Genomic DNA, 19,376 nt, shown 5'->3' on the forward strand with positions numbered 1-19,376 from the left:
TCACTTCACGGAATCGTCGATCAAGGCGGCCAGCTTGGCGTCGAGGGAGGCGGCGACCTTCGAAACGGCGTCGTCCTGGAACTGGCCGAAGAGCGATGAGGGCAGGTCGTACTCGATGCACGTCACGCCGGCCTCGGGCTCGTGGATCAGCACGCGGAGCGGCGCGTAGAGGGCGGCGCCGACGGCGTGGCGGGTCATCTCGACGGCGAAGAGCGGGTTGCCGACGACGTACTGCACGGCCTTGCGACGGGGTCCGACGAGGCCCAGCAGGGTGCCGTGGTCGTTCTTGCCGAACAGCATGAACCCGCTCGGCCCGGCCATCTTCTCGATCGCGGCCCGGACCGTCGCCGGATCGGCGCCCTGGGCCAGCGTGGCGGTCGGCCCCGGGTCGTGCCGCCCCAGGCCCCGCTCGAAAGCGGCGGCCACCGCATCGAACGGCCGGTCCACCGTCAGGCGGACGTGCTCCACAGCGACCTGCGAACGCTCCTCGTTCCGCTTCTCCGGCATGGCGCCCTCCCCCGCTCCCTCGCCCCCGACCGCCGCGGCCAGCAGGCCGATCGCCGCACAGGTCCAGATGAAACGCATGGGGATCCCTCCTCTCGTTCCCTTCGAAACCGCGGGACGCGCGCCCCGCCCGCCGACTGAAAGTAGTATATACAACAAAACTCCTCGGGTCCAGTGCCGTCGACGGAGACCGGCACCGGCGGAGATTCTGGAGATTCCGGTCGCATTCCCCGCCTCGATCGCCTCTATCTGATGGATGACGAGGCCGAGGGGGGAACGCCCATGCAGCCGGACGCCGAGATCGTGCGCGACGTGCTTCGAGGGGACCGGACGGCGTTCGCCGCGCTCGTCGCGCGGCATGAGCGGGCCGCGTGGGCCACGGCCCGGCGCGTCCTGCGCGACGACCATGCGGCGGCCGACGCGGCGCAGGAGGCCTTCCTCCTCGCCTTTCGCCGGCTCGGCGACCTCCAGCGGCCCGAGCGGTTCGGCGTCTGGCTCCTGCGCATCGCCCGCCGCGAGGCCGTCCGGATGGCGAGGGCCCGGGCGCGCTCGCCGGATCACGCGTTCGACGAGCCCGCCGAGGAGCCCTTCGAAGCCTCCCGACTCTCGGCCGACTCCGAAGAGCTGCTGGCGGCCGTCGCGCGGCTGCCGGAGCACGAGCGGCTCGTGGTCGCTCTCCATTATCTCGAAGGCCGCACCGTGGCCGAGGTCGCCTCGGCGCTGGGGAGGCCCGTCGGCACCGTGACCAAGCAACTGTCCCGCGCGATCGGACGTTTGAGGCTCAAGACCGGGGGGGTGATCGGATGACGAACGACGATCTCGAAGGCCGCCTGGCCCGGCTCCGCGCCGAGTGGCCCGTCGACTCGATGGTGGACGCCGTGACGGCCCGGATCGAGGCCGAACCGCCCCGCCGCAGGCCGCGACGGGCGCGACGGCTCGCCGGGATGGCGGCCTCGGGCCTGGGCCTGCTGGGGGTGCTGACGCTCGCCTGGCTCATGATCGCGAGCCGACCGACGACGCTGCTCGCGGCCGTTCAGCGAGGCCTGGAGAAGGCGAACGCGGCGCACCTCATCTTCAACGGCACGGACGAAAAGGGCGTGGAGCATCGCGGCGACGCCTGGTACGTCAAGGGCCGGGGCGTCCGCATGGAGGAACCCGGCCGGGTGATCGTCGAGGACCTGACGAACCAGTGGTCGTGGCGGACCGACGCGGGCGAGCCGGTCGTGATCCGCCAGCGCACGCCCGGGTTCTTCGCGACCCAGCTCCCGCAGATGATGGCCCTGCAGGCGAGCCCCGACGGCTGGAAACGCGAGCGGTCGCCCGAGCTGGATCGCGACGTCGACGGCCGCGCCTGCCGGGGCTACACCTTCAACGCCCCCCCCGAACTGTTCCCCGGCCGCCCCGCCCCCCGCGCCGTCCTCCTGGCCGACGCCGAGGAACTCGTCCGCGAGCTGGCGGTCGAGGAGCGTCGCGAGGACGGGACCTGGCGGCGGGCGCGCGAGGTCCGGATCGAGTACGACCCGCCGATCCCGCCCGGGAAGCTCGCGTTCGGCCCGCCCGACGGCGGCCGCGTGATCGACCGCGATGAGGCCTTCCACGGCCGCTTCCCGCTCGACCGGGCGCTGCACCGCGTCGAGCTGGGGGGGCTGATCCTGGCGGTCCACGTCGTCCAGCCCCTGGTGGATCGCGAGGGTTTCTACGTCGTCTCCTCGGTGCGCGGGACCGCCGAGTTCCTCAGGCGACACCCGCCCCGCCGCCGCCCGCTCAACCCCGAGCGGGTCGACCTCGACGTGGCCTTCCAGCGGATCGGCAACGGGATGTACGGGACGTCGTACGACATGGTCGGCCTGGGCGACGCGACCCGCGACGGCGTCGAGTACGGCTGGTGGCTGATCGTCCCCCGACGGTTCTTCCGGCTCAAGGACGGCCGCCGCGAATACGTGCGCGACGGCGAGCTGGGGCCGGCGGCGGGCGAGCCCGCCCGCCTCGACGACCTTCCCGGCAAGGCGCGAATCCCGCTGCGGGCGACCTACTGGGATCCCGCGTTCCGCGACCAAAGGGGGGCGCTCGGCGAGGTCTCGACGTGGGCCGAGGTCCCCATCCCGCCCGACCGCGACGCGACGACGATCGAGGCCGTCGCCGCCCGCGCCCGCCGCGACCTGATCGACATGGGGGGCGGCGCCGCCGGCTACACGCTCCTCGGCATCGCCGCCGACGCGAAGCCCGACGCCTCGAACGGCCGCCCCATGTCCCACTTCCTCCCCGAATCCATCACCGACGCCGACTTCGCCGCCGCCGTCCGTCGCGGCCTGGACGACCTTCGCGGCTGGGACCAGATCGGCGACGTCGAGATGTCTCAGCCGCCCCCGCCCTGATCCCGATCGGCGCGCCCGGCCGCCGTGTGGGGCGGGCCGGGGTCGACGTTCAGGACGATGCGGGCGGGGTTGAGGATGGAGTCCTCGTGCCGGCACATCCAGCGGCTGCCGGGCGTGAGGCCTTCGATGGTGTGGCCGTCCGCGATGAGGTCGCCCTCGTCGAAGAGGTAGCAGCCGGTGTTCGCCAGCAGGGTCGCCACCTCGCTCGGGTCGAGGTCGCGGAAATGGCATTGGAGGTCGCGCACGCCCAGGGCCGCGAGGCCCAGCGTGTCCATGAGCATGTCGCCGGGGGAGTCGCTGATCTTGTAGAACCGGACGTTCATCGCGCCGGCGAAGAGGCGGTCGGCGCCCCCTTCGCGATAGGCTTCCAGCCAGATCGCCGGGTCGACGAACCGCCCGGCGGGCCACCAGTGGATCGCCAGCGCCGGCGCGACCTGGAGCACGGCCGCCAGCACGTCCTCGAAGATCTCGATCCGCGCCTGGTAGTCGAGGGAGCCGGTCATCATGTCGGTCAGCAAGGCGCTCGAACGGCGGCGGGCGAAGGCCTGCCGGGCGTCCGGGAAGCTCCACGACTGGCCGAGGTGGTCTTCCATCATCGCCGTGAGCCGCAACGGCGCGTCGGTCGCCAGCAGGAACGTCTGGGGGCGGATCACCGCGCCGCTCAGCTCGACGGCGTGGTCGGGATGGACGAACCCCAGGGTCTTCACCTCGCCCCCGCCCGCGCCGAGGTCGCCCAGGGGCTGCGCGGCGGGGCGGCGGACCCGGACCGCCCGCAGGAGTTCCTCGCCGTCGATCGCCAGGGGCGTCTCGTAGAGGATCTCGACGCCGTAGGTCTGGGCGAATCCGGCGGGCTCGGCCTCGGCCATGGGTGACTCCTGAGAGGTTGGATCTCATTCGGGTGGGGTCGTGGCGAAGATCCGGACGGAGCCGGCGCCGACGTCGAGCGCGAAGACCTGCCGCACGGCCGCCGGTCGATCGGCCGCGAACCGCTCCAGGGGCGAGGCGACGGCGCGGGCGTAGCGGTCGGAGTCGACGACCAGATAGGCCACGCCGTATCGGCGGATCGTCGCGGCGATCGCGTCGGGGTCGGCGTCGAGCGAGCCCGGGCGTTCGGAGGTCTCGACTTCCAGGGCCTGCCGGCCGGTGCGCAGGAAGACCTCGCCGGGGTGGCGGGTCAGGACCGGGCCGGGGCGCTCGGCGTCGTCGCGGAGCCAGGCGCAGGCCGCGTCGAACGCCGGGTCGCGATCGCCCCTCAGTCGGAGGTCGGCGGTGGCGGCCGCGTAGGCCGAATACGGCAGCGCTGCCAGCAGCACGAGCCGCGCCGCGAGGGTCCGCACGCGTCGCAGCCCCAGCTTCCGTGCGACCCGCGCCAGGCCTTCGACCGCGCCGACGAGCAGGCAGGGGATCGTCGGGATCAGGAAGCGGCCGGCCTCGGTGTAGGGCCAGACGACCAGCAGGCCGAGCGTCGCGAAGCCGACCAGGCCCGCGAGCCGGCGTCGGGGATCTTTCAGAGCGAAGAGCCAGCCCGCGAGCACGATCGACGTCGCCAGCGCCGCCCACGCGACGGCCGCCGCCCGCGCCTTCGGCGACCGGCCGAAGACCGTCGCGAACTCGACCGCCGGCGCCGTCAGCTGGTCGGGGATCCGCCCGGCGTAGAAGACGAGCTGCTCGGGGAACGTCGCCGCGACGCCGAACGCCGCCCGCCACAGCAGCCCCGCCTGGGTCCGGCTCGCGCCCTCGCGGCCGACCGCCGCCGACCAGGCGACCCAGGGCGCGACCAGCAGGCCGGCCGCGACGATCGCCGTCGCCAGCGTCCGCCGCCGGCCCCGGGCGGCCTGGTCGAGGATCACGGCCGCGAGCAGGGCCAGGCCGACCTGCCTCGTCAGCATCGCCGCGCCGAGCGTCGCGCCCAGCAGCAGCCCGCGGACGAGCTCGTCGCGAGGCCGGCGCGCGGCGGCCAGCAGGACGGCGACACAGCCCAGCAGCTCGAAGAGGGGCTCCGACTGGATCCCCGACCCGGTCCGGGTCCAGGCCCAGTTCACCGCCAGGGCCAGGCCGAGGGCGAGCGCGGCGGGCCGGGCGTACATCGTCCGGAACCATCGCCAGGCGGCGAGCGTCGCCCCCGCGGCGCAGGCGATCGAGGCCGCGTGGGCCGCGCGGTCCGAGGGGCCCGCCAGGGTCCCCGCCAGCGCCAGGAGGGTCGGATAGCCGGGCGGGAAGTGGGCGTGGCGAGGCTCGTCGGGGTGGTCGATCGCCCGGTAGCCCCGGCCTTCCCGGAGCGATCGCGCGAGCACCGCGTAGCCCGCCCCGTCGTAGCGCGGCGGGGCGTCGAGATCGGCCTGGACGACCATCACGGAGGCCGCGACGAGGGCCACGAGCAGCCCGTCGATCCCTCCCCTGCGCATCCGCATCGTCCGACCTCCCGCCCCGAGGATCCCGCCCCCTGATTGGAGCAGCCGGGGGGCGGCCGGGGCAAGGGGCGAGCGAGTCGGCGGGCGCCGCCGCGTCATCTTCATCGAAACTGTTCGGCGGGCTCCCGTGCCTCGGGCTCCCGGCCGGCCAGGACGCTCTCGGCGAGCGCGCCCGCCCCGGTCCCGGACCGGGTCAGGCAGGCCAGCAAGCTGAGCATCGAGGCGTCGAGGGGCCGCACCCGTTCGGCCGCGACGATGCGCACGGCCCCGCTCGTGGGCGTGGGCGAGTCGGGCAGGAAGACCGTGCAGAACCCCGGGGGCCCCCGCTCGACCAGCAGGGCGAACGCCCAGCCGTCGTCGGTCTCCACCAGCGCCGGCTCCGGCCGCGCCTCCCCGCCCAGGCCCGGGAAACCGCCCATCGCGCCGCGAACCAGGAGATACCCCGGCACCCGGTAGAGGACGGAGCGTTCCAGGAGGTCGCTGATCGACCGGCCCGGCCGGGTGGCGACGAAGAGGCCGGCGATCAGGAAGACCGCGAGGACGGCCGCGACCGACACCAGGTCCTCGGCCAGGATCCCGAAGAAGCGATCCTCGGGGAGCAGCCTGGCCACCGGCTGGGCGATGCGACGGAGCATCTGGTAGCCCTCGCGCGCCAGCAAGGCGACGAGCACGACGGGCGCCAGGAACAGGACGCCTCGCACGAGCGAGGCGACGAGGAACCGGCCGAGTTGCCGCATGACGATCCACCCTTCCGTTCGGCCCGGGGCCCGATCGCCCCGGCCGTCCTCCGATGGTCGGCTCATCGCGTGCGAGGAACAAGGCGGCTCCGCCCGAAGGCGGCGACTTCGGCCCCTTCGGGGCGACGGCCCCTCTCCCGCGTCAGCAGGCGGCGGCGGCGAGGCGGGGCTGGGTGTAGGCGGCGGCGGGCGGCGGGCGGGGCGGGCTTCGACGCGGCGGGGGCGGGGGGCGGCCGGGCGGCCGTGTCGAGCTTGCGGATGGCGCGGAGTTCGAGCTTGCGGACCCACTCGCGGGTGATGCCCAGGCGGTCGCCGATCTCCTTGAGGGTCAGCGGGGCGACGCCCTGCAGGCCGTAGCGGTAGGTCAGGACCATCCGCTCGCGCTCGTCGAGCACCCGCATGCGGCGGAAGAGGTCGGCGCGGTCGTCGCGGGCCTCCAGGTCGGCGGACGGGCCCTCGTCGGGGTCGACGGAGTCGTCGGGCGACCAGTAGTCGTCCTCGTCGGCCGCGCCGCTCTCCAGCTTCACCTGGTTCGCCCGCTTCGCCTTGACGACCAGGGACTTCTGCATCTCGGTCAGGCCGAGGTGGCCGGCGATCTCGTCGAAGCTCGGGGCCCGGACGAGTTCGCGGGTCAGCAGCCGCTCGGCGCGCCGCCACTTGGTCAGGAGCCCGACCATGTGGGCCGGCAGCCGGATCGTCGTCGCCGTGTTGATCAGGGCGTGGCGGATGGCCTGCTTGATCCAGTAGCCGGCGTAGGTGCTGAACCGGGTGCCGAACCGGGGGTCGTACTCCTCGGAGGCGCGGATCAGGCCCAGGTTGCCCTCGCCGATGAGGTCGTCGAGCGTCATGCCGCGGCCCTGGTAGTCGCGGGCGATCCGGACGACCAGGCGCAGATTGGCGGCGATCATCCGGGTCCGGGCGTCGTCGTCGCCGAGGGCGATCTCGGCCGCCAGGCGACGCTCGTCGTCGGCCGTCAGCAGGGACACCTCGTTGATGTCGTGGAAGTAGGTTTGCAGGTCGTGCGAAACGCCGCAGTCCTTCGCTTCGATGCGAGACATGAACGTACTCCCGGCCTTGGACGCCGTTTCGTGGTGCGTTTTCACGGAGGCGGATTCATTCGCTGGTGGCGGGCGCTCCGGGGAGGAGGAGGGAGACGTGGCGCCGGCTCCGAAAGCCGCCTTGCGTCCGCCGCACGTCCATGCCTCCAGCCTTGGAAGGAGCAACACACGATCAGTTGCAATGGCCTGAGAAAACCGGACATGGTTTCTGAATTTTTTTAGGCTCAAGACCCGATCATCGAGCTGGCGGCGGGAGGAGGATGCCGACGACCTGCACCCATCGGCCCGGCGGACGGGTGCAAATCGGGCGCAGGGGGACCGGCGTGCGATCCGACAGATTCGGCGCGATCGGCCGATGCGGAAGAAATTCCGGAAGGGAGGCTGGTATTCCCCTCCTCGACATTGTTTAATTAACCAATATGCGGCCTGACCCCTCCATGCGATCATCAACGGAGGTTTCCCCCACGATCCCCATGCGACGATGAGGTCGCGTGAATTCCTCGGTTCCCGTATGACGGCGGTTCCTGGAAGAGGCGGCGCGTGAGCGAGGGCGGCGCGCCCACGCCGCGAGGCCGGCCGACGCGTTCCACGCAAGGGGACGAACCGGTGAAGAAGCCGACGGATGAAGACGAGACGGACGTGATCCCCACGATGGCGCCGACGCCGGCGTCGGATCTCGACGCGGATCCGCAGGTCGAAGACGACCCGGGCGAGGACCTCTCGCGGGACGTCCCCGAGCTGATCGCGCGAGCCCGGGCCGGGGACGACGACGCGATCCGGACGTTCGTGGGCCGATACGAGCCCGAGGTCCGGATGATGGTGCGCGAGCGCCTGCCGCGCCGCCTGCGCACGCAGTTCGACTCGATGGACTTCGTGCAGGCCGTCTGGAAGAGCTTCCTGGTGGACCTCAAGGGGGGCTCGCAGGAGTTCGCCAACTCGCGGCACCTGCGGGGGTTCCTGGCGGGCGTGGCCCGCAACAAGGTGTACGAGCAGGACCGGCGGCTGACCCGGACCGCCAAGTACGCGGTGGGCCGGGAGGAGCCGATCTACGTCCGCCGGGGCGACCGCGAGATCGCGATCGACCTGCCCGCGGCCGACCCGTCGCCCAGCGAGAACGTCCAGGCGAGCGACCGCCTGGCGCTCCTGACCGCCGGCCGGCCCACCCAGGAGGTCGAGGTCTTGTCGCTCCGCCACGAGGGCCGGACGATCGACGAGATCGCCGCGCGGCTGAAGGTCGACGAGCGGACGGTGCGGCGGATCATCCAGGCGGCGCGCGAGCGGATGGAGGCCCGGGGATGGGCGTGACGTCGGACGGCCTCTCCTCCAGGCTCGCCGCGCGGGCCGGCGGGGCGGCGGCCGACGACCCCTCCGACGCCTTCTCGGCGGCGCTCGCCGACCTGGCGGACCGCTGGGAGCGGGGCGAGGCCGCGCCCGCCGAGTCCTACCTGGGCCGCGCCCGGGGCTGGTCGGCCGAGCGCGCCGTGGAGCTGATCTACCGCGAGTACCGCCTGGCGAAGTCGGCCGGCATGTCCCCCTCCAAGGCGACCTACCTGGCGCGGTTCCCCGAGTACCGCCCCGCCCTGGAACGGCTGCTCGACTTCGACGTCGCGTGCCCCGACTCGCTGCTGGACGGGCTCGACGACGACCCCCTGCCCCGGGTCGGCGACGCGATCGGCCCGTACGTGCTGGAGCGGGAGCTGGGCCGGGGCGGCTTCGCGCGGGTCTTCCTCTCCCGCCAGGCCGACCTGGAAAACCGCCCGGTCGTCGTCAAGATCACGACCAAGCCGACCCGCGAGCCCTGGCTGCTGGCCCGCGCCCGGCACCCGAACATCGTCGAGATCCTCACCCACGCCGAGGTCGACGACGGCGCGCTGCAGCTCATCGCCATGCCGTTCCTCGGCGGCGCGGCGCTCTCGACCGTCCTGGCGCGGCGGCGGGCGGGCCCGGCGGCCGGGGACGCGGGCGGGCGGCGGTTCCTCGACGACCTCGACGCCGTCTCCGCCCCCGAGCACCAGGCGACGGGCGCGCCCGGCTCCTCGCGCGCCAACCTGAGGGCGATGACCGACGCGCAGGCGTTCGCCTGGGTCGCGGCGCGGCTCGCCGAGGCGCTCGACCACGCGCGGCGGCGGGGCGTGGCGCACGGCGACGTCAAGCCGTCGAACGTCCTGATCGCGGCCGACGGGACGCCCATGCTCCTCGACTTCAACCTGGCCCAGGACTGGTCGCGGGCCGGGGCCGCCGACGCCGGCGGGACGCTCGCCTACATGGCGCCCGAGCGGCTGCTCGCGCTGGCCGGGGGCGACGAAGACCGGGCGGCCGCCGGGGTGGACGACGAGCGGGCGCACCGGGCCGACGTCTACTCGCTGGGGATGGTGCTGCTGGAGGCCCTGACCGGCTGGTCGCCGGCGCGCGAGGCCGACATGGCCCGGGGCCCGCGCCGCGGAGCGTTCGCCGAGGCCGCCCGTCGCTGCGCCGCGACCCGCGAGCGGTCCGCCTGGGTGGTCCGCCGGGCCGAGGCCGAGGCCGGCCGGGCGCTCCCCGCCGGGCTCCGCGCGATCCTGGTCCACTGCCTCCAGGCCGACCCCCGGACGCGGTACGGGCAGGGCCTGGAGCTGGCCGAGGACCTGGACCGCTGGCGGGCCGACCGGCCGCTCGCCTTCGCGCCCGAGCCCTCCCGCCTGCACGCCGCCCGCCGCTGGTCGCGGCGCAACCGCCGGCCGCTGACGGTCGCCGCCGCCGTCGCCGCCGTCGCGGCCCTCGTCGGGTCGATCCTCGTCGGCGGCGGCCGGACGCTCGAGGCCCAGGTCCGCGAGCAGGCCCTGCACCTGGTCGCCCAGCTCTACGACGACCCGGGCTCCCGGGCCATCATGCACCAGCGCCCGGGAGAGCCCGCCGCCGCCCGCCGCAACCCCTCGGACACGGCCGCCGCCGCCCTGCGCGCCCTGGGGGCGTACGACGTCCTGGAGGGCGGCGACTGGCGGGCCCGCGACCGCTTCCGCGGCCTGCCCGCCGCCGACCGCGAGGACCTGGAGCTCTGGCTGCTGGAGCAGGCCCTGCGCTACGGCCGCGTCTGGGCCCGCCGGCCCGACTCGCCCGACGACTGGAAGCGAGCCCGGGCCGTGCTCGACGCCGCCTGCGGGGGGACGTGGCCGGCCCCCCTGCGCGAGCTCCGCGACCGCCTCGCCCGCCAGATCGGCGACGCCGGCGCCCCGGCCGCGGGACCGGCCGTCCCGCCCGGCCCCGCCCCCGCCTGGATCGACGCCTACCTCCGGGGGGTCGCCGCCGAGGTCGACGACGAGGAGAGCGAGGGGGGCTCGGACGCCGGCGCACGCCGCGCAGCCGGGTTCTACCGCGACCTGCTGGCGCTCCGCCCGGGCTCGTTCTGGGGCCGTTACCGCTCGGCCGTCGTCGCCTTCACCCTGTCGCGCTGGGCCGAGGCCGAGGCCGACGTCGCGGCCTGCTGCCTGCGGCGGCCCGGCAACGCGGCCCTACTCCTGGTCTACGGCACCTGCCTCCACAAGCTGGGCCGCGACGACGAGGCCCTCGAGCAGTGCAACCGCGCGATCGACGCGGCCCCCGACCAGGCCGAGTTCGTCCAGCTCCGCGCCTTCATCCGGGCCGAGGGGCCGGCGCTCGACGTCCTGAAGCGGGACATCGACCGCTACGAGATGCTCCGCCGGGCGCTCCCCGAGCGGTTCCTCCAGGAGGCCCCGGAGGGGGGCGACGAACTCTCCACGACCGGCCGCGACCTGCCCCTGGCCCCGCGGCGGGCGGACGGCGAGCGGCCCGCGCAGGACGAGGTCGGCGCCGGCGAGCTGGACGCCCGGGCGGTCCTCGCCTCCCGGATCCGCGAGGCCGAGCTGCCCCCGGGCCGACCCTCGCGCCCTCCCACCCTCCGCGAGCGCGACCCGCGTCGGCTCGCCCTGGCCGTCGCCGAGGTCGGCAAGCTCCTGGCCCTCGACCCGTCCAACCTGGTGGCGCGAGTCGACTGGATGTGCCTGGCGATCTGCCAGCATCGTCCCCTCGAGGCCGAGCGGGAACTCGAACGCGTGCTCTCCGACCCCCGCCTGCTCGAGTACGCGCGGTACGCCCCCGAGCGGCTCGACGCCCTGCACTTCGCCTGCACCCTGTTCGCCGGCGAGAAGCAGTTCACCCAGGCCCTCCGCCTGGCGCGCAAGATCGTCGACCTGAGCCTGGAGGTCGGCGGCCGCGCCCCCGGCCGCGCCCTCTACACGCTGGCCATGGTCGAGGGCGTGGGCGCGGCCTACAACCGCAAGTGGGTCGTGCACTCGGCCGAGCACCTGGAGCAGGCCATCGCCGGCAATCCCAAGTACGAGACCTGGTTCCGGAACGACCCGTTGTTCGCGCCGGTGCGGATCCAGCTCCAGGCGATGCTCGACGCCGGCCGCCGCAAGGGTTCCCGCGGCCCCGCCGAGAAGTCCGACCGCCTACTCGCCGACGCCGCCCGCCGCTGATCCGCCCCCGCCCGCCCGCCAGGCCGCGACGCCGCACGACGAGCAGCCCGAGCCCGAGGACGTCGCGCACGGGCTCGGGCCGGGCGCGGCCTCGGCCGCGTCGGCGCGGGTGCGCGGGGCCTTCTTCTTCGAGCACCCGCCGCCGCCGCAGTCGCAGTCGCCGCAGCGGCCCGCGGCGGGCGCGGGCGCGTCCTCGGCCGCGGCGGGCGGGTCGCCCGGGCTCTCGACGTGGACGTCGAAGTCGCAGGAGACCCGGAAGCGGGCCCGGATCGGCGCCGGGTCCAGCTCGTCGAAGGCCAGGACGTGGAGGACCGTCGAGAGGTCGAGCAGCGGCTCCACGTCGACCAGTTCCAGGGGCCAGCCCTCCTCCTCGACGATCCGACGGCAGAGGTCGAACCGCGGCCCGCGGAGCCGCCCGGCCTCGCCGCCGCGCGCGAAGTCGTCGGCGTCGGCCCGCCGCAGGACGCGGAAGGCGCCCACCGAATCCTCGCCCGCCCGGCCGCGGCCGGCGTCGGCCGTCAGGACCTCGCCCAGCTCGACCCCCCGGCTCGTCCGGATCACCACGGCCTCGCCCCGCCCCGGGGCCGCCAGGCCCGATTCGAGCGTGAACCAGCCGACGCGCCCCGCCAGCCCGTAGCGCACCAGGCACTCGGCCGCGCCCACCGTCCCGGCCTCGGCTCCCGCTTCCATGTGTCGCCCCCCACCCGGACCGGATCGAACCGGACGCCCCGCCTGTTCCCCTTACCGATGCGGGATTATACCGTATCATGGGGAATATCGCCGCATCCGGCCGGGTCGGGGGGCGAGGTCCGGTGAAGCCGACGAGGTGGGGCCGATGAGTCGAGCGCGGTGCACGTTCCACGTCCGGGGTCTCGACTGCGAGCATGAGGTCGCGCTGCTCCGAGCCGCCTTGAAGGACGCGCCGGGGATCGAAGGCCTGGGCTTCGACCTGATCAACGGCCTGATGACCGTAGACTACGACGACCAGCGGGTCGACCCCGCGCGGCTGGCGGGCCAGGTGACCGCGCGCAGCGGCCTGGAGACCGTCCCGGTCGGCGCGCCCGAGGCCGAGGCCCCCCCCCCGTGGTGGTCGCGGCGGGGGCTGCAGGCGTCGACCGCGGCGTCGGGCCTGGCGCTCGCCGCGGGCATGCTGCTGCACTATTTCGGCGCGAAGGCGGGGCTTTCCGACGGCGCCGCCGAGCGGGCGTCGACGGCCTCCTGCGCCCTGGCGATCGCCGCCGGGGGCGTCTGGCTCTTCCCGCGCGCCTGGCGGTCGCTGCGCGGGCTCCGGCTCGACATCGACGTCCTGATGACGCTGGCGATCTTCGGGGCCGTGGCGCTCGGCCAGTGGGACGAGGCGGCGACCGTGGCCTTCCTCTTCGGCGTCTCGGAATCGCTCGAGGCCCTGAGCGTCGCCCGCGCCCGCCGCGCCATCCGCCGGCTGCTGGAGGTCGCGCCGCCGACCGCCGAGCGGATCGTCGCCGCCGGCGTCGAGACGATCGCCGTCGACCGGATCGACGGCGGCGACCGGATCTTGGTCCGCTCGGGCGACCAGATCCCCATCGACGGCGTCATCCTCAAGGGCCGTTCGGGGGTCGACCAGAAGGCGATCACCGGCGAGTCGACGCCCGTCGAGCGCGGGCCCGGCGACCCGGTCTACGCCGGCACGGTCAACGGCGAGGGGACGATCGAGATCGAGGCCTCGGGCCCGATCGGCGAGGCCCTCATCAGCCGGATCGTCGACCAGGTCCGCGCGGCGCAGGCCGGGCGGGCGCCGGTGGAGCGGCGGATCTCGCAGTTCGCCCGCTGGTACACGCCCCTGGTCGTGGTCATCGCCCTGCTGACCGCCCTGCTCCCGCCGGCGTACGCCTGGGCGGCGGGGGGGCCGGTGTGGGCCACCTTCCTCGCCTGGTTCGCCAAGGCGCTCGTGGTCCTGGTGATCGCCTGCCCCTGCGCCCTGGTGATCGCCACGCCCGTGGCGGTGGTCAGCGGCCTGGCCGCCGCGGCGCGGCGCGGGGTGCTGATCAAGGGGGGCGAGTTCCTGGAGGCGGTGGGCCGGCTCCGCGCCCTGGCGTTCGACAAGACCGGGACCCTGACCCTGGGCCGGCCCGACGTCGTCGAGGTCTTCGCCTCGGGACAGGGGGACCAGGCCGACGTCCTGCGGATCGCCGCGGCGCTGGGGGACCGGGGCGGGCACGTCCTGGGCAAGGCGATCGCGCGGCACGCCCGCGACCTGCGGATCGACGTGCCCCGCGCCGACGACTACACGGCGATCCCCGGCAAGGGGGCGCAGGGCCGGATCGACGCCGTGGAGTACCACCTGGGGAGCCACCGCTACATCGACGAGGCGGGGCTCTGCCGCCCCGAGTTCCACGCCGAGATGGGCGAGGCCGAGGGCCGGCCCGGGACCGAGGTCGCCGTGACCGCCGCGACCGGCCCGCTGGGCTGGATCCGCCTGGCCGACCGCCCCCGCCCCGAGGCCGCCGCCGTCGTGGCCGAGCTGCACGCCCTGGGCCTGCGGACCGTCATGCTCACCGGCGACAACCCCCGCGCCGCCGCCGCCATGGCCCGCGAGCTGGGCGTCGGCGACCAGCGCTCCGAGCTGCTGCCGGCCGACAAGGTCCTCGCCATCGACGAGTACACGGCCGCGCACGGCCCGACCGGCATGGTCGGCGACGGCGTCAACGACGCCCCGGCCCTGGCCGCCGCCCGCGTCAGCATCGCGCTGGGGGGCGTCTCCAGCGGCGCCGCCCTGGAGACGGCCGACGTCGTCCTGATGGCCGACGACCTCCGCCAGCTCCCCTGGCTCGTCCGCCACGGCCGCGCCACGCTGCGGATGATCCACCAGAACATCGCCCTGGCCATCGGCGTCAAGGCCGTCGTCCTGGTCCTGGCCCTGTTCGGGATCGCCAACATGTGGATGGCCATCCTCGCCGACGTCGGCACCACGCTCCTCGTCGTCGCCAACGCCCTGCGCCTCCTCCGCGCCGGCGACCCGGCGACCCGCTGAGGCCGAGTCCCGGGCCGCCGCGCCATTTCCGAATTCAACCCTTGCAATCGATTCGGAACGCCGCTAGCCTCACACGGCGGCACTTCCTCAAACCGATTCGATCTTATGTGACATCACGGGGTGGAATTCCATGCGCCGGATCTTGCTTCTCTGTGCGCTCGCGACCCTGGCGTCGCCCGCGCTCGTCCGGGCCGAGCCGCTGATCTTCACGTCGCACATCATCGCCGACTTCGAGTTCTCGCTGGTGGCGGGCACGCCGTTCAATCCGAGGCCGTTCGACTCGCCGCCCATCCCCTTCCAGGCGGTCGGCGACCTGACGTTCGAGCTGGCGGCGTCGCTCAACGACCCGGGGGCGACCACGGTGCCGTTCGTGAACGCGACGGGCGTGCTGCAGGGCGTTTACCCGATGATCTACGGGCCGTTCACGATCAGCCCCAACGTCGCGTTCATCGGCGGCGAGCTGACCAACATCGTCCGCGACGGCGGGGGCGAGGTGGTCTCGGCGGACGTCACGGGCCTCTCGATGGAGTGGGAGCTGGTCGGCCCCAACTACGGCAGGCTCTACGGCCGGGCCCCGCTCGTCTTCGACGGCCAGGGCCTCTCGATCCCGTTCGCGGTCGGGAACGTCCTCGCGGGCCCCATCCCCTTCAACGTGTACGCCGACGACGGCGACCGCGACCCGAGCAACGACATCCTCGTCGCCATCGGCAGCAACCGGACCCTGACCGTGGTCCCGGAGCCGCACTCCGCCGCGCTGCTCGCCGTGGGCGCCGCCGGCCTGCTGGCCGCCGCGGCCCGCCGCCGGGCCTGACGATCCGAGGCCGCCGCCCCGCCTCCCGTCCGGAAGAAGCGCCGCGACGGGAGGGCGGGGCTCAGCCCTCGGCCGCGAAGGGCTCGCAGGGCCCGGGGTGGACGACGGGCTCGCCCTGGGCCTGGATGCGGGCGATCTCGGCCTCGACGCGGGCGACGGCGTCGCGGCCGGCGACGATTTCGAGGGTCGTCTCGGTGACGTGACGGCCGCCGACGGGGAGCGACGTCACGCGGCCGCGGGCCTTCTCGAACGGGCGGGGGTTGGGGAAGTTCACGCCCGGCTCCAGGCCGGTGACGTAGCCGTCGCGCAGGCCGCCGGTGTTCTTCCAGAGGCTGAAGCACGGCAGGCCGTCGACCCCGTAGCGGAGCACCACGGCCTTGTCGCCGCCGCGGTTGCGGAGCATCGCGGCCGTGCGGCCCCCCTCGGCGTGCAGGTCGCAGAAGTAGACCTGCTCGACGAACCCGGGCTCGGGCGGCCCGTAGGCGTCGTAGGCCGCCAGGCCCGCGACGGCGCGGGGGTTGCGGGGGACGACCGTCTTCAACGGCGCGACGAACCGCGAGCCCTCCTCCAGGTGGGGCGGGCCGAAGTTCCAGTGGTAGAGGACCTGCATCTCGACCGCCTGGTCCTTCACGTTCGCGAACTCGTCGCGGACCGTCACCGCGTTCGAGCCCGGCGTCGTCGTGTAGGTCGTCGCCAGCTCGACGCCGCCGCCGAACAGGAACGACTCGGAGACGCGGCCCTCGACCGTGATCGCGTACGGCGGCTCCAGGTCGACGTGCACGGCGACGTACCAGGCCGGGATGTTGCCGATCCGGCCGTGCAGGGGATAGGCCGCGTCGCCCTCGCGGTAGGGCGCGCCGTTGTTCATCAGGCCGCACCGCACCATCAGCTCGTCGAAGCCTTCGAGCCAGCCGATCCCGCCCAGGTCGTGGGGCTGGACGAACGCCGGGTGGACCGGGCCGTCGCGGGTCGGCGAGTCCCAGCCCGCGCGGTCGCCGCCGCAGGCCGCCTTCCACAGGCCCATGCCCCGCGTCGGCACGATCTGGAACGCCAGCGCGCCGTTGTCGACCCGGATCAGGTCCACGCCGTCGCGACGCCCGCCCCGGAGCCGGCGCTTGGTCACGCCGCATCCCCCCAAAGCCGGCGGCCCCAGGTCCGCGCCGTCGAGCGTGAAATCCTCGACCCACACGTCATGGCTTGCATCGATCAGCACGAAGCTCCGCCGTTCGCTCATCGCCCCACCGTTTCGTATCTCGCCCCGCCGATCGACCCGAGACGACCCCCCCGGGCCCGATCGACGGAACTTCGCATCAATATCTGATCGTTCGGCGCACGTTTCGCGAGAGTGTTTCAGCGAAAGTCAAGCGTAGTCCGCGATCAGGGCCGACGCCAGTACCCGACGGCCCCGCGAACGGCCCTATTCAAGTCGATCCTCCGCGGCCCGCCGGCTGCGGTCGCCATGGAGCTACACCGATGAATCGCACGCGCACCTCGACCCTGAAGCGACGCCTCGTCCTCGAGACCCTCGAGACCCGCCTCACCCCGGCCGTGATGAACCCCCTGGCCGCCTTCGGGACCGCCCTGAGGGCCGGCACGATCGCCACCGACGCCGCCGCGACCGCCGCGAACACGGCGGCGACCACGACGACCGACGCGACCGGGACCACGACCACGCCGGCCTCGTCGTTCGACGGCTCGCTCGCCTTCCTCCAGCGGCCCTTCCTGAGGGCGGGCGCGACCGCCACGTCGACGGGCGCGACCGGGACCGGCACGGTCGGCGGCACGACCACGACCACCACCGGGACGGGGACGGTCACCACGACCACGCCGGCCTCGTCGTTCGACGGCTCGCTCGCCTTCCTCCAGCGGCCCTTCCTGAGGGCGGGTGCCGCGACGGCCACCCCGACCGGCAACACCACGGGCGCCGCGACCGGGCTCGGCTCCGGCGTCACCACGCCGTCGACGATCAATCGCTTCCAGTCCACGTTCCTGCGCGCCGGGACCAACGGCGGCGCGGTGGTCGCCAGCCCCGGCACCACGACGGGCAACACCACCACGATCGGCGGATCGGGCTCCGGCGGCGTGACGACGCCCGGCGTGACCGTGCCCAGCTCGACCTCGCGGTTCAGCACCAACTTCCTGCGGGCGGGCTCCGGGACCCTCACGACGCCCGGCGTGACGGTCCCCTCGGTGACCACGAATCCGACGTCGACGGGTTCTTTTTTCTGAGGGGGGGACGTAGTGTAGGAGTCGCCCCGCCGACGCCCGACGCGTCGGCGGCCCCGACGCCCTCCCCCGAGACGACGGACGCCATGACGACTCCGACCGACCCGGCCTCCGCGGCCGCCGCGACGACCCTCCCCGCGAACGTCGGCCGCGTGCTGGACGTCGTCTACCAGTTCCACACCGGCGCCTCGACCGTCGCGCCGCCGTCTTATATCAAGATCGTCGACGGGGCCGTGAGCGTGATGATCAGCGGGACCGTCGACGGCGACTTCGCCGCGCTCGTCGACTCGCTCCGCAACCTCGGCATGCAGATCAACGCGACCGACGCGACGATCCTGGCCGTCACCGGCCTGCTGCCCATCGACCAGCTGCCGACCGCATCCCAGATCCCGCAGGTGCGCAGCATCACCGCCGGCGACTCCCCCTTCCTGAGGTGAGACGCGGGCCGATCCGCCCCCCCGACACCCCTATCGACCCGGCGCGACCCGCGAGGCCGCGACCGGGTCGCTTCGTTTTCCCCGCTTTTTCGCTTTGCAGGGGGCTCGACCCTGGACCTGCGCCCATGCGGGTACTATTACTGACAGGACCCAGCGATCGTCGCGTCCCGTCCCCGAGTCCCCCGGGACAGGCCGGTCGCGCACCCGCTTGCAGCGAGAACGACCATGCGAACGCAGCTCACGAAGACCATCGCGGCCACCTTCGCGGCCGTCGGACTGGTGACGGCCGCCGGCGCGCGCTGGCAGGCCCCGGCGCCCGCGCCCGCACAGGCCCCCGCGGCCGCCCCGGCCCCGAAGACCGCGCCGGCGACGCCGCCGGCCGCGACCACGACCGCCCCCGCGGCGGCGACGACGGCCGCCTTCCAGCCCACGACCCCGGCCGAGAAGGCCGTGGCCGTCCAGGTCGGCGAGTTCGTCAAGGCCTACGAGGCCGGCGACGCCCAGGCCCTGGCCGCCCTCTACGCCGACGACGCCGTGATCGTCGACCCCGACGGCCTGGAGATCAAGGGCAAGGAGCAGATCGCCCGGCTCTACGCCGAATCCTTCGCCGTCGCCGCCGGCCTGAAGCTGGACGCGCAGATCGAGGCGCTCCGCTTCCTCACCCCCGACGTGGCGCGGATCGAGGGCCGGTCGCGGCTGGCGACGCCCGCCGGCGACGCCGCCGACTACACCCGGTACAGCGGCCTGCTCGTCCAGAAGGGCGGCAAGTGGACGATCGCCGAGATCCGCGAGTACCCCGCCGCCGCCGAGGACGTCGAGCCCTACGAGCGGCTCAAGGACCTGGAGTGGATGGTCGGCGAGTGGGTCAACGAGGGCCAGCACGACAAGGTGACCGCCGAGATCAAGTGGGCCGACAACCGCAGCTACCTCGTGCGGACCTACGCCGCCGAGCTCGACGGCCAGAAGAAGTCCTCCGGGACCATGTTCATCGGCTGGGACCCCCAGTCGGGCCAGATCAAGTCCTGGCTGTTCGACTCCGAGGGGGGCCACGGCGAAGGCGTCTGGACCCGCACCGAGGAGAACCAGTGGGTCGTCAAGGCCCAGGGCGTCCTGCGCAACGGGCTGCCGACGTCGGCGACCCAGGTGCACACGATCCTCAACAAGGATTCGGTCAAGACCGACGCCGTCGACCGGATCCTGGGCGGCCTCGTCGCCGAGGACGTCCTCGACGTCGTCATGGTCCGCAAGGCCCCCGCGCCGGCGCCGGCCGCCGACGCGACCAGGGCGAAGTGAAGTAACGCCCGCACCTCGTTCTCGATCCCCCCGGGACGC

General features: G+C 74.0%; 16 protein-coding genes. 9 read left to right on the top strand and 7 right to left on the bottom strand.

The annotated features are described in order from the left end of the window. On the bottom strand, positions 1 to 585 hold the full coding sequence (locus PZE19_RS12650) for a DUF302 domain-containing protein (RefSeq protein ID WP_277860984.1): 585 nt from the start codon (positions 583 to 585) through the stop codon (positions 1 to 3). 201 nt (positions 586 to 786) lie between these two features. Between PZE19_RS12650 and PZE19_RS12655 the strand changes: the two genes are divergently transcribed. Together PZE19_RS12655 and PZE19_RS12660 are read left to right on the top strand one after the other, a co-directional pair. Further along, positions 787 to 1,311 (top strand): RNA polymerase sigma factor, encoded by a 525-nt coding sequence (locus PZE19_RS12655; RefSeq protein WP_277860985.1) that lies wholly within the window; start codon positions 787 to 789, stop codon positions 1,309 to 1,311. Next, positions 1,308 to 2,879 carry a LolA family protein gene (locus tag PZE19_RS12660; RefSeq protein ID WP_277860986.1) on the top strand — a complete coding sequence of 524 codons (1,572 nt, stop codon included), beginning with the start codon at positions 1,308 to 1,310 and terminating at the stop codon, positions 2,877 to 2,879. Before PZE19_RS12655 ends, PZE19_RS12660 begins: the two co-directional genes overlap by 4 nt. On the opposite strand, the gene PZE19_RS12665 is transcribed toward PZE19_RS12660, so the two are convergent. From PZE19_RS12665 to PZE19_RS12680, 4 genes are all read right to left on the bottom strand, one after another. Then, a complete protein-coding gene (locus tag PZE19_RS12665; RefSeq protein ID WP_277860987.1) occupies positions 2,861 to 3,745 on the bottom strand; it encodes a DUF4261 domain-containing protein in 885 nt (294 codons plus the stop codon). The two genes, PZE19_RS12660 and PZE19_RS12665, sit on opposite strands and share 19 nt — an antisense overlap. A gap of 24 nt (positions 3,746 to 3,769) precedes the next feature. Next, positions 3,770 to 5,290: a glycosyltransferase family 39 protein gene (locus PZE19_RS12670; RefSeq protein ID WP_277860988.1), complete on the bottom strand. Its 1,521-nt coding sequence runs from the start codon at positions 5,288 to 5,290 to the stop codon at positions 3,770 to 3,772. 101 nt (positions 5,291 to 5,391) lie between these two features. Then, entirely contained in the window at positions 5,392 to 6,027 is a 636-nt protein-coding gene (locus PZE19_RS12675) for a DUF502 domain-containing protein (RefSeq protein ID WP_277860989.1), read from the bottom strand. Positions 6,028 to 6,089: 62 nt separating this feature from the next. After that, positions 6,090 to 7,085, bottom strand: coding sequence for a sigma-70 family RNA polymerase sigma factor (locus tag PZE19_RS12680; protein WP_277860990.1), 996 nt, complete (start codon positions 7,083 to 7,085; stop codon positions 6,090 to 6,092). Between the two features lie 606 nt (positions 7,086 to 7,691). Between PZE19_RS12680 and PZE19_RS12685 the strand changes: the two genes are divergently transcribed. Next, positions 7,692 to 8,390 (top strand): RNA polymerase sigma factor, encoded by a 699-nt coding sequence (locus PZE19_RS12685; protein ID WP_277860991.1) that lies wholly within the window; start codon positions 7,692 to 7,694, stop codon positions 8,388 to 8,390. After that, complete coding sequence (locus PZE19_RS12690) at positions 8,381 to 11,560, top strand: serine/threonine-protein kinase (RefSeq protein ID WP_277860992.1); 3,180 nt, start codon at positions 8,381 to 8,383, stop codon at positions 11,558 to 11,560. Before PZE19_RS12685 ends, PZE19_RS12690 begins: the two co-directional genes overlap by 10 nt. Here the strand turns inward: PZE19_RS12690 and PZE19_RS12695 are convergent. Further along, on the bottom strand, positions 11,534 to 12,250 hold the full coding sequence (locus PZE19_RS12695) for a hypothetical protein (RefSeq protein WP_277860993.1): 717 nt from the start codon (positions 12,248 to 12,250) through the stop codon (positions 11,534 to 11,536). The two genes, PZE19_RS12690 and PZE19_RS12695, sit on opposite strands and share 27 nt — an antisense overlap. A gap of 145 nt (positions 12,251 to 12,395) precedes the next feature. Between PZE19_RS12695 and PZE19_RS12700 the strand changes: the two genes are divergently transcribed. Continuing rightward, positions 12,396 to 14,570 carry a heavy metal translocating P-type ATPase gene (locus PZE19_RS12700; RefSeq protein ID WP_277860994.1) on the top strand — a complete coding sequence of 725 codons (2,175 nt, stop codon included), beginning with the start codon at positions 12,396 to 12,398 and terminating at the stop codon, positions 14,568 to 14,570. Between the two features lie 130 nt (positions 14,571 to 14,700). Next, positions 14,701 to 15,381 (top strand): PEP-CTERM sorting domain-containing protein, encoded by a 681-nt coding sequence (locus PZE19_RS12705; protein WP_277860995.1) that lies wholly within the window; start codon positions 14,701 to 14,703, stop codon positions 15,379 to 15,381. Between the two features lie 61 nt (positions 15,382 to 15,442). On the opposite strand, the gene PZE19_RS12710 is transcribed toward PZE19_RS12705, so the two are convergent. Then, the gene (locus PZE19_RS12710) at positions 15,443 to 16,615 is read right to left on the bottom strand and encodes an aldose 1-epimerase family protein (protein ID WP_277860996.1); all 1,173 of its coding nucleotides are present in this window, start codon (positions 16,613 to 16,615) and stop codon (positions 15,443 to 15,445) included. Positions 16,616 to 16,854: 239 nt separating this feature from the next. On the opposite strand from PZE19_RS12710, the gene PZE19_RS12715 reads away from it, so the two are divergent. The 3 genes from PZE19_RS12715 to PZE19_RS12725 all read left to right on the top strand — a co-directional run bounded on the left by PZE19_RS12715 (position 16,855) and on the right by PZE19_RS12725 (position 19,337). After that, on the top strand, positions 16,855 to 17,610 hold the full coding sequence (locus PZE19_RS12715) for a hypothetical protein (RefSeq protein ID WP_277860997.1): 756 nt from the start codon (positions 16,855 to 16,857) through the stop codon (positions 17,608 to 17,610). Positions 17,611 to 17,693: 83 nt separating this feature from the next. Continuing rightward, complete coding sequence (locus PZE19_RS12720) at positions 17,694 to 18,044, top strand: hypothetical protein (RefSeq protein ID WP_277860998.1); 351 nt, start codon at positions 17,694 to 17,696, stop codon at positions 18,042 to 18,044. A gap of 225 nt (positions 18,045 to 18,269) precedes the next feature. Continuing rightward, a complete protein-coding gene (locus tag PZE19_RS12725; protein WP_277860999.1) occupies positions 18,270 to 19,337 on the top strand; it encodes an SgcJ/EcaC family oxidoreductase in 1,068 nt (355 codons plus the stop codon). Positions 19,338 to 19,376 lie beyond the last annotated feature (39 nt).

Source organism: Paludisphaera mucosa, assembly GCF_029589435.1.
GTDB classification, from domain to species: domain Bacteria; phylum Planctomycetota; class Planctomycetia; order Isosphaerales; family Isosphaeraceae; genus Paludisphaera; species Paludisphaera mucosa.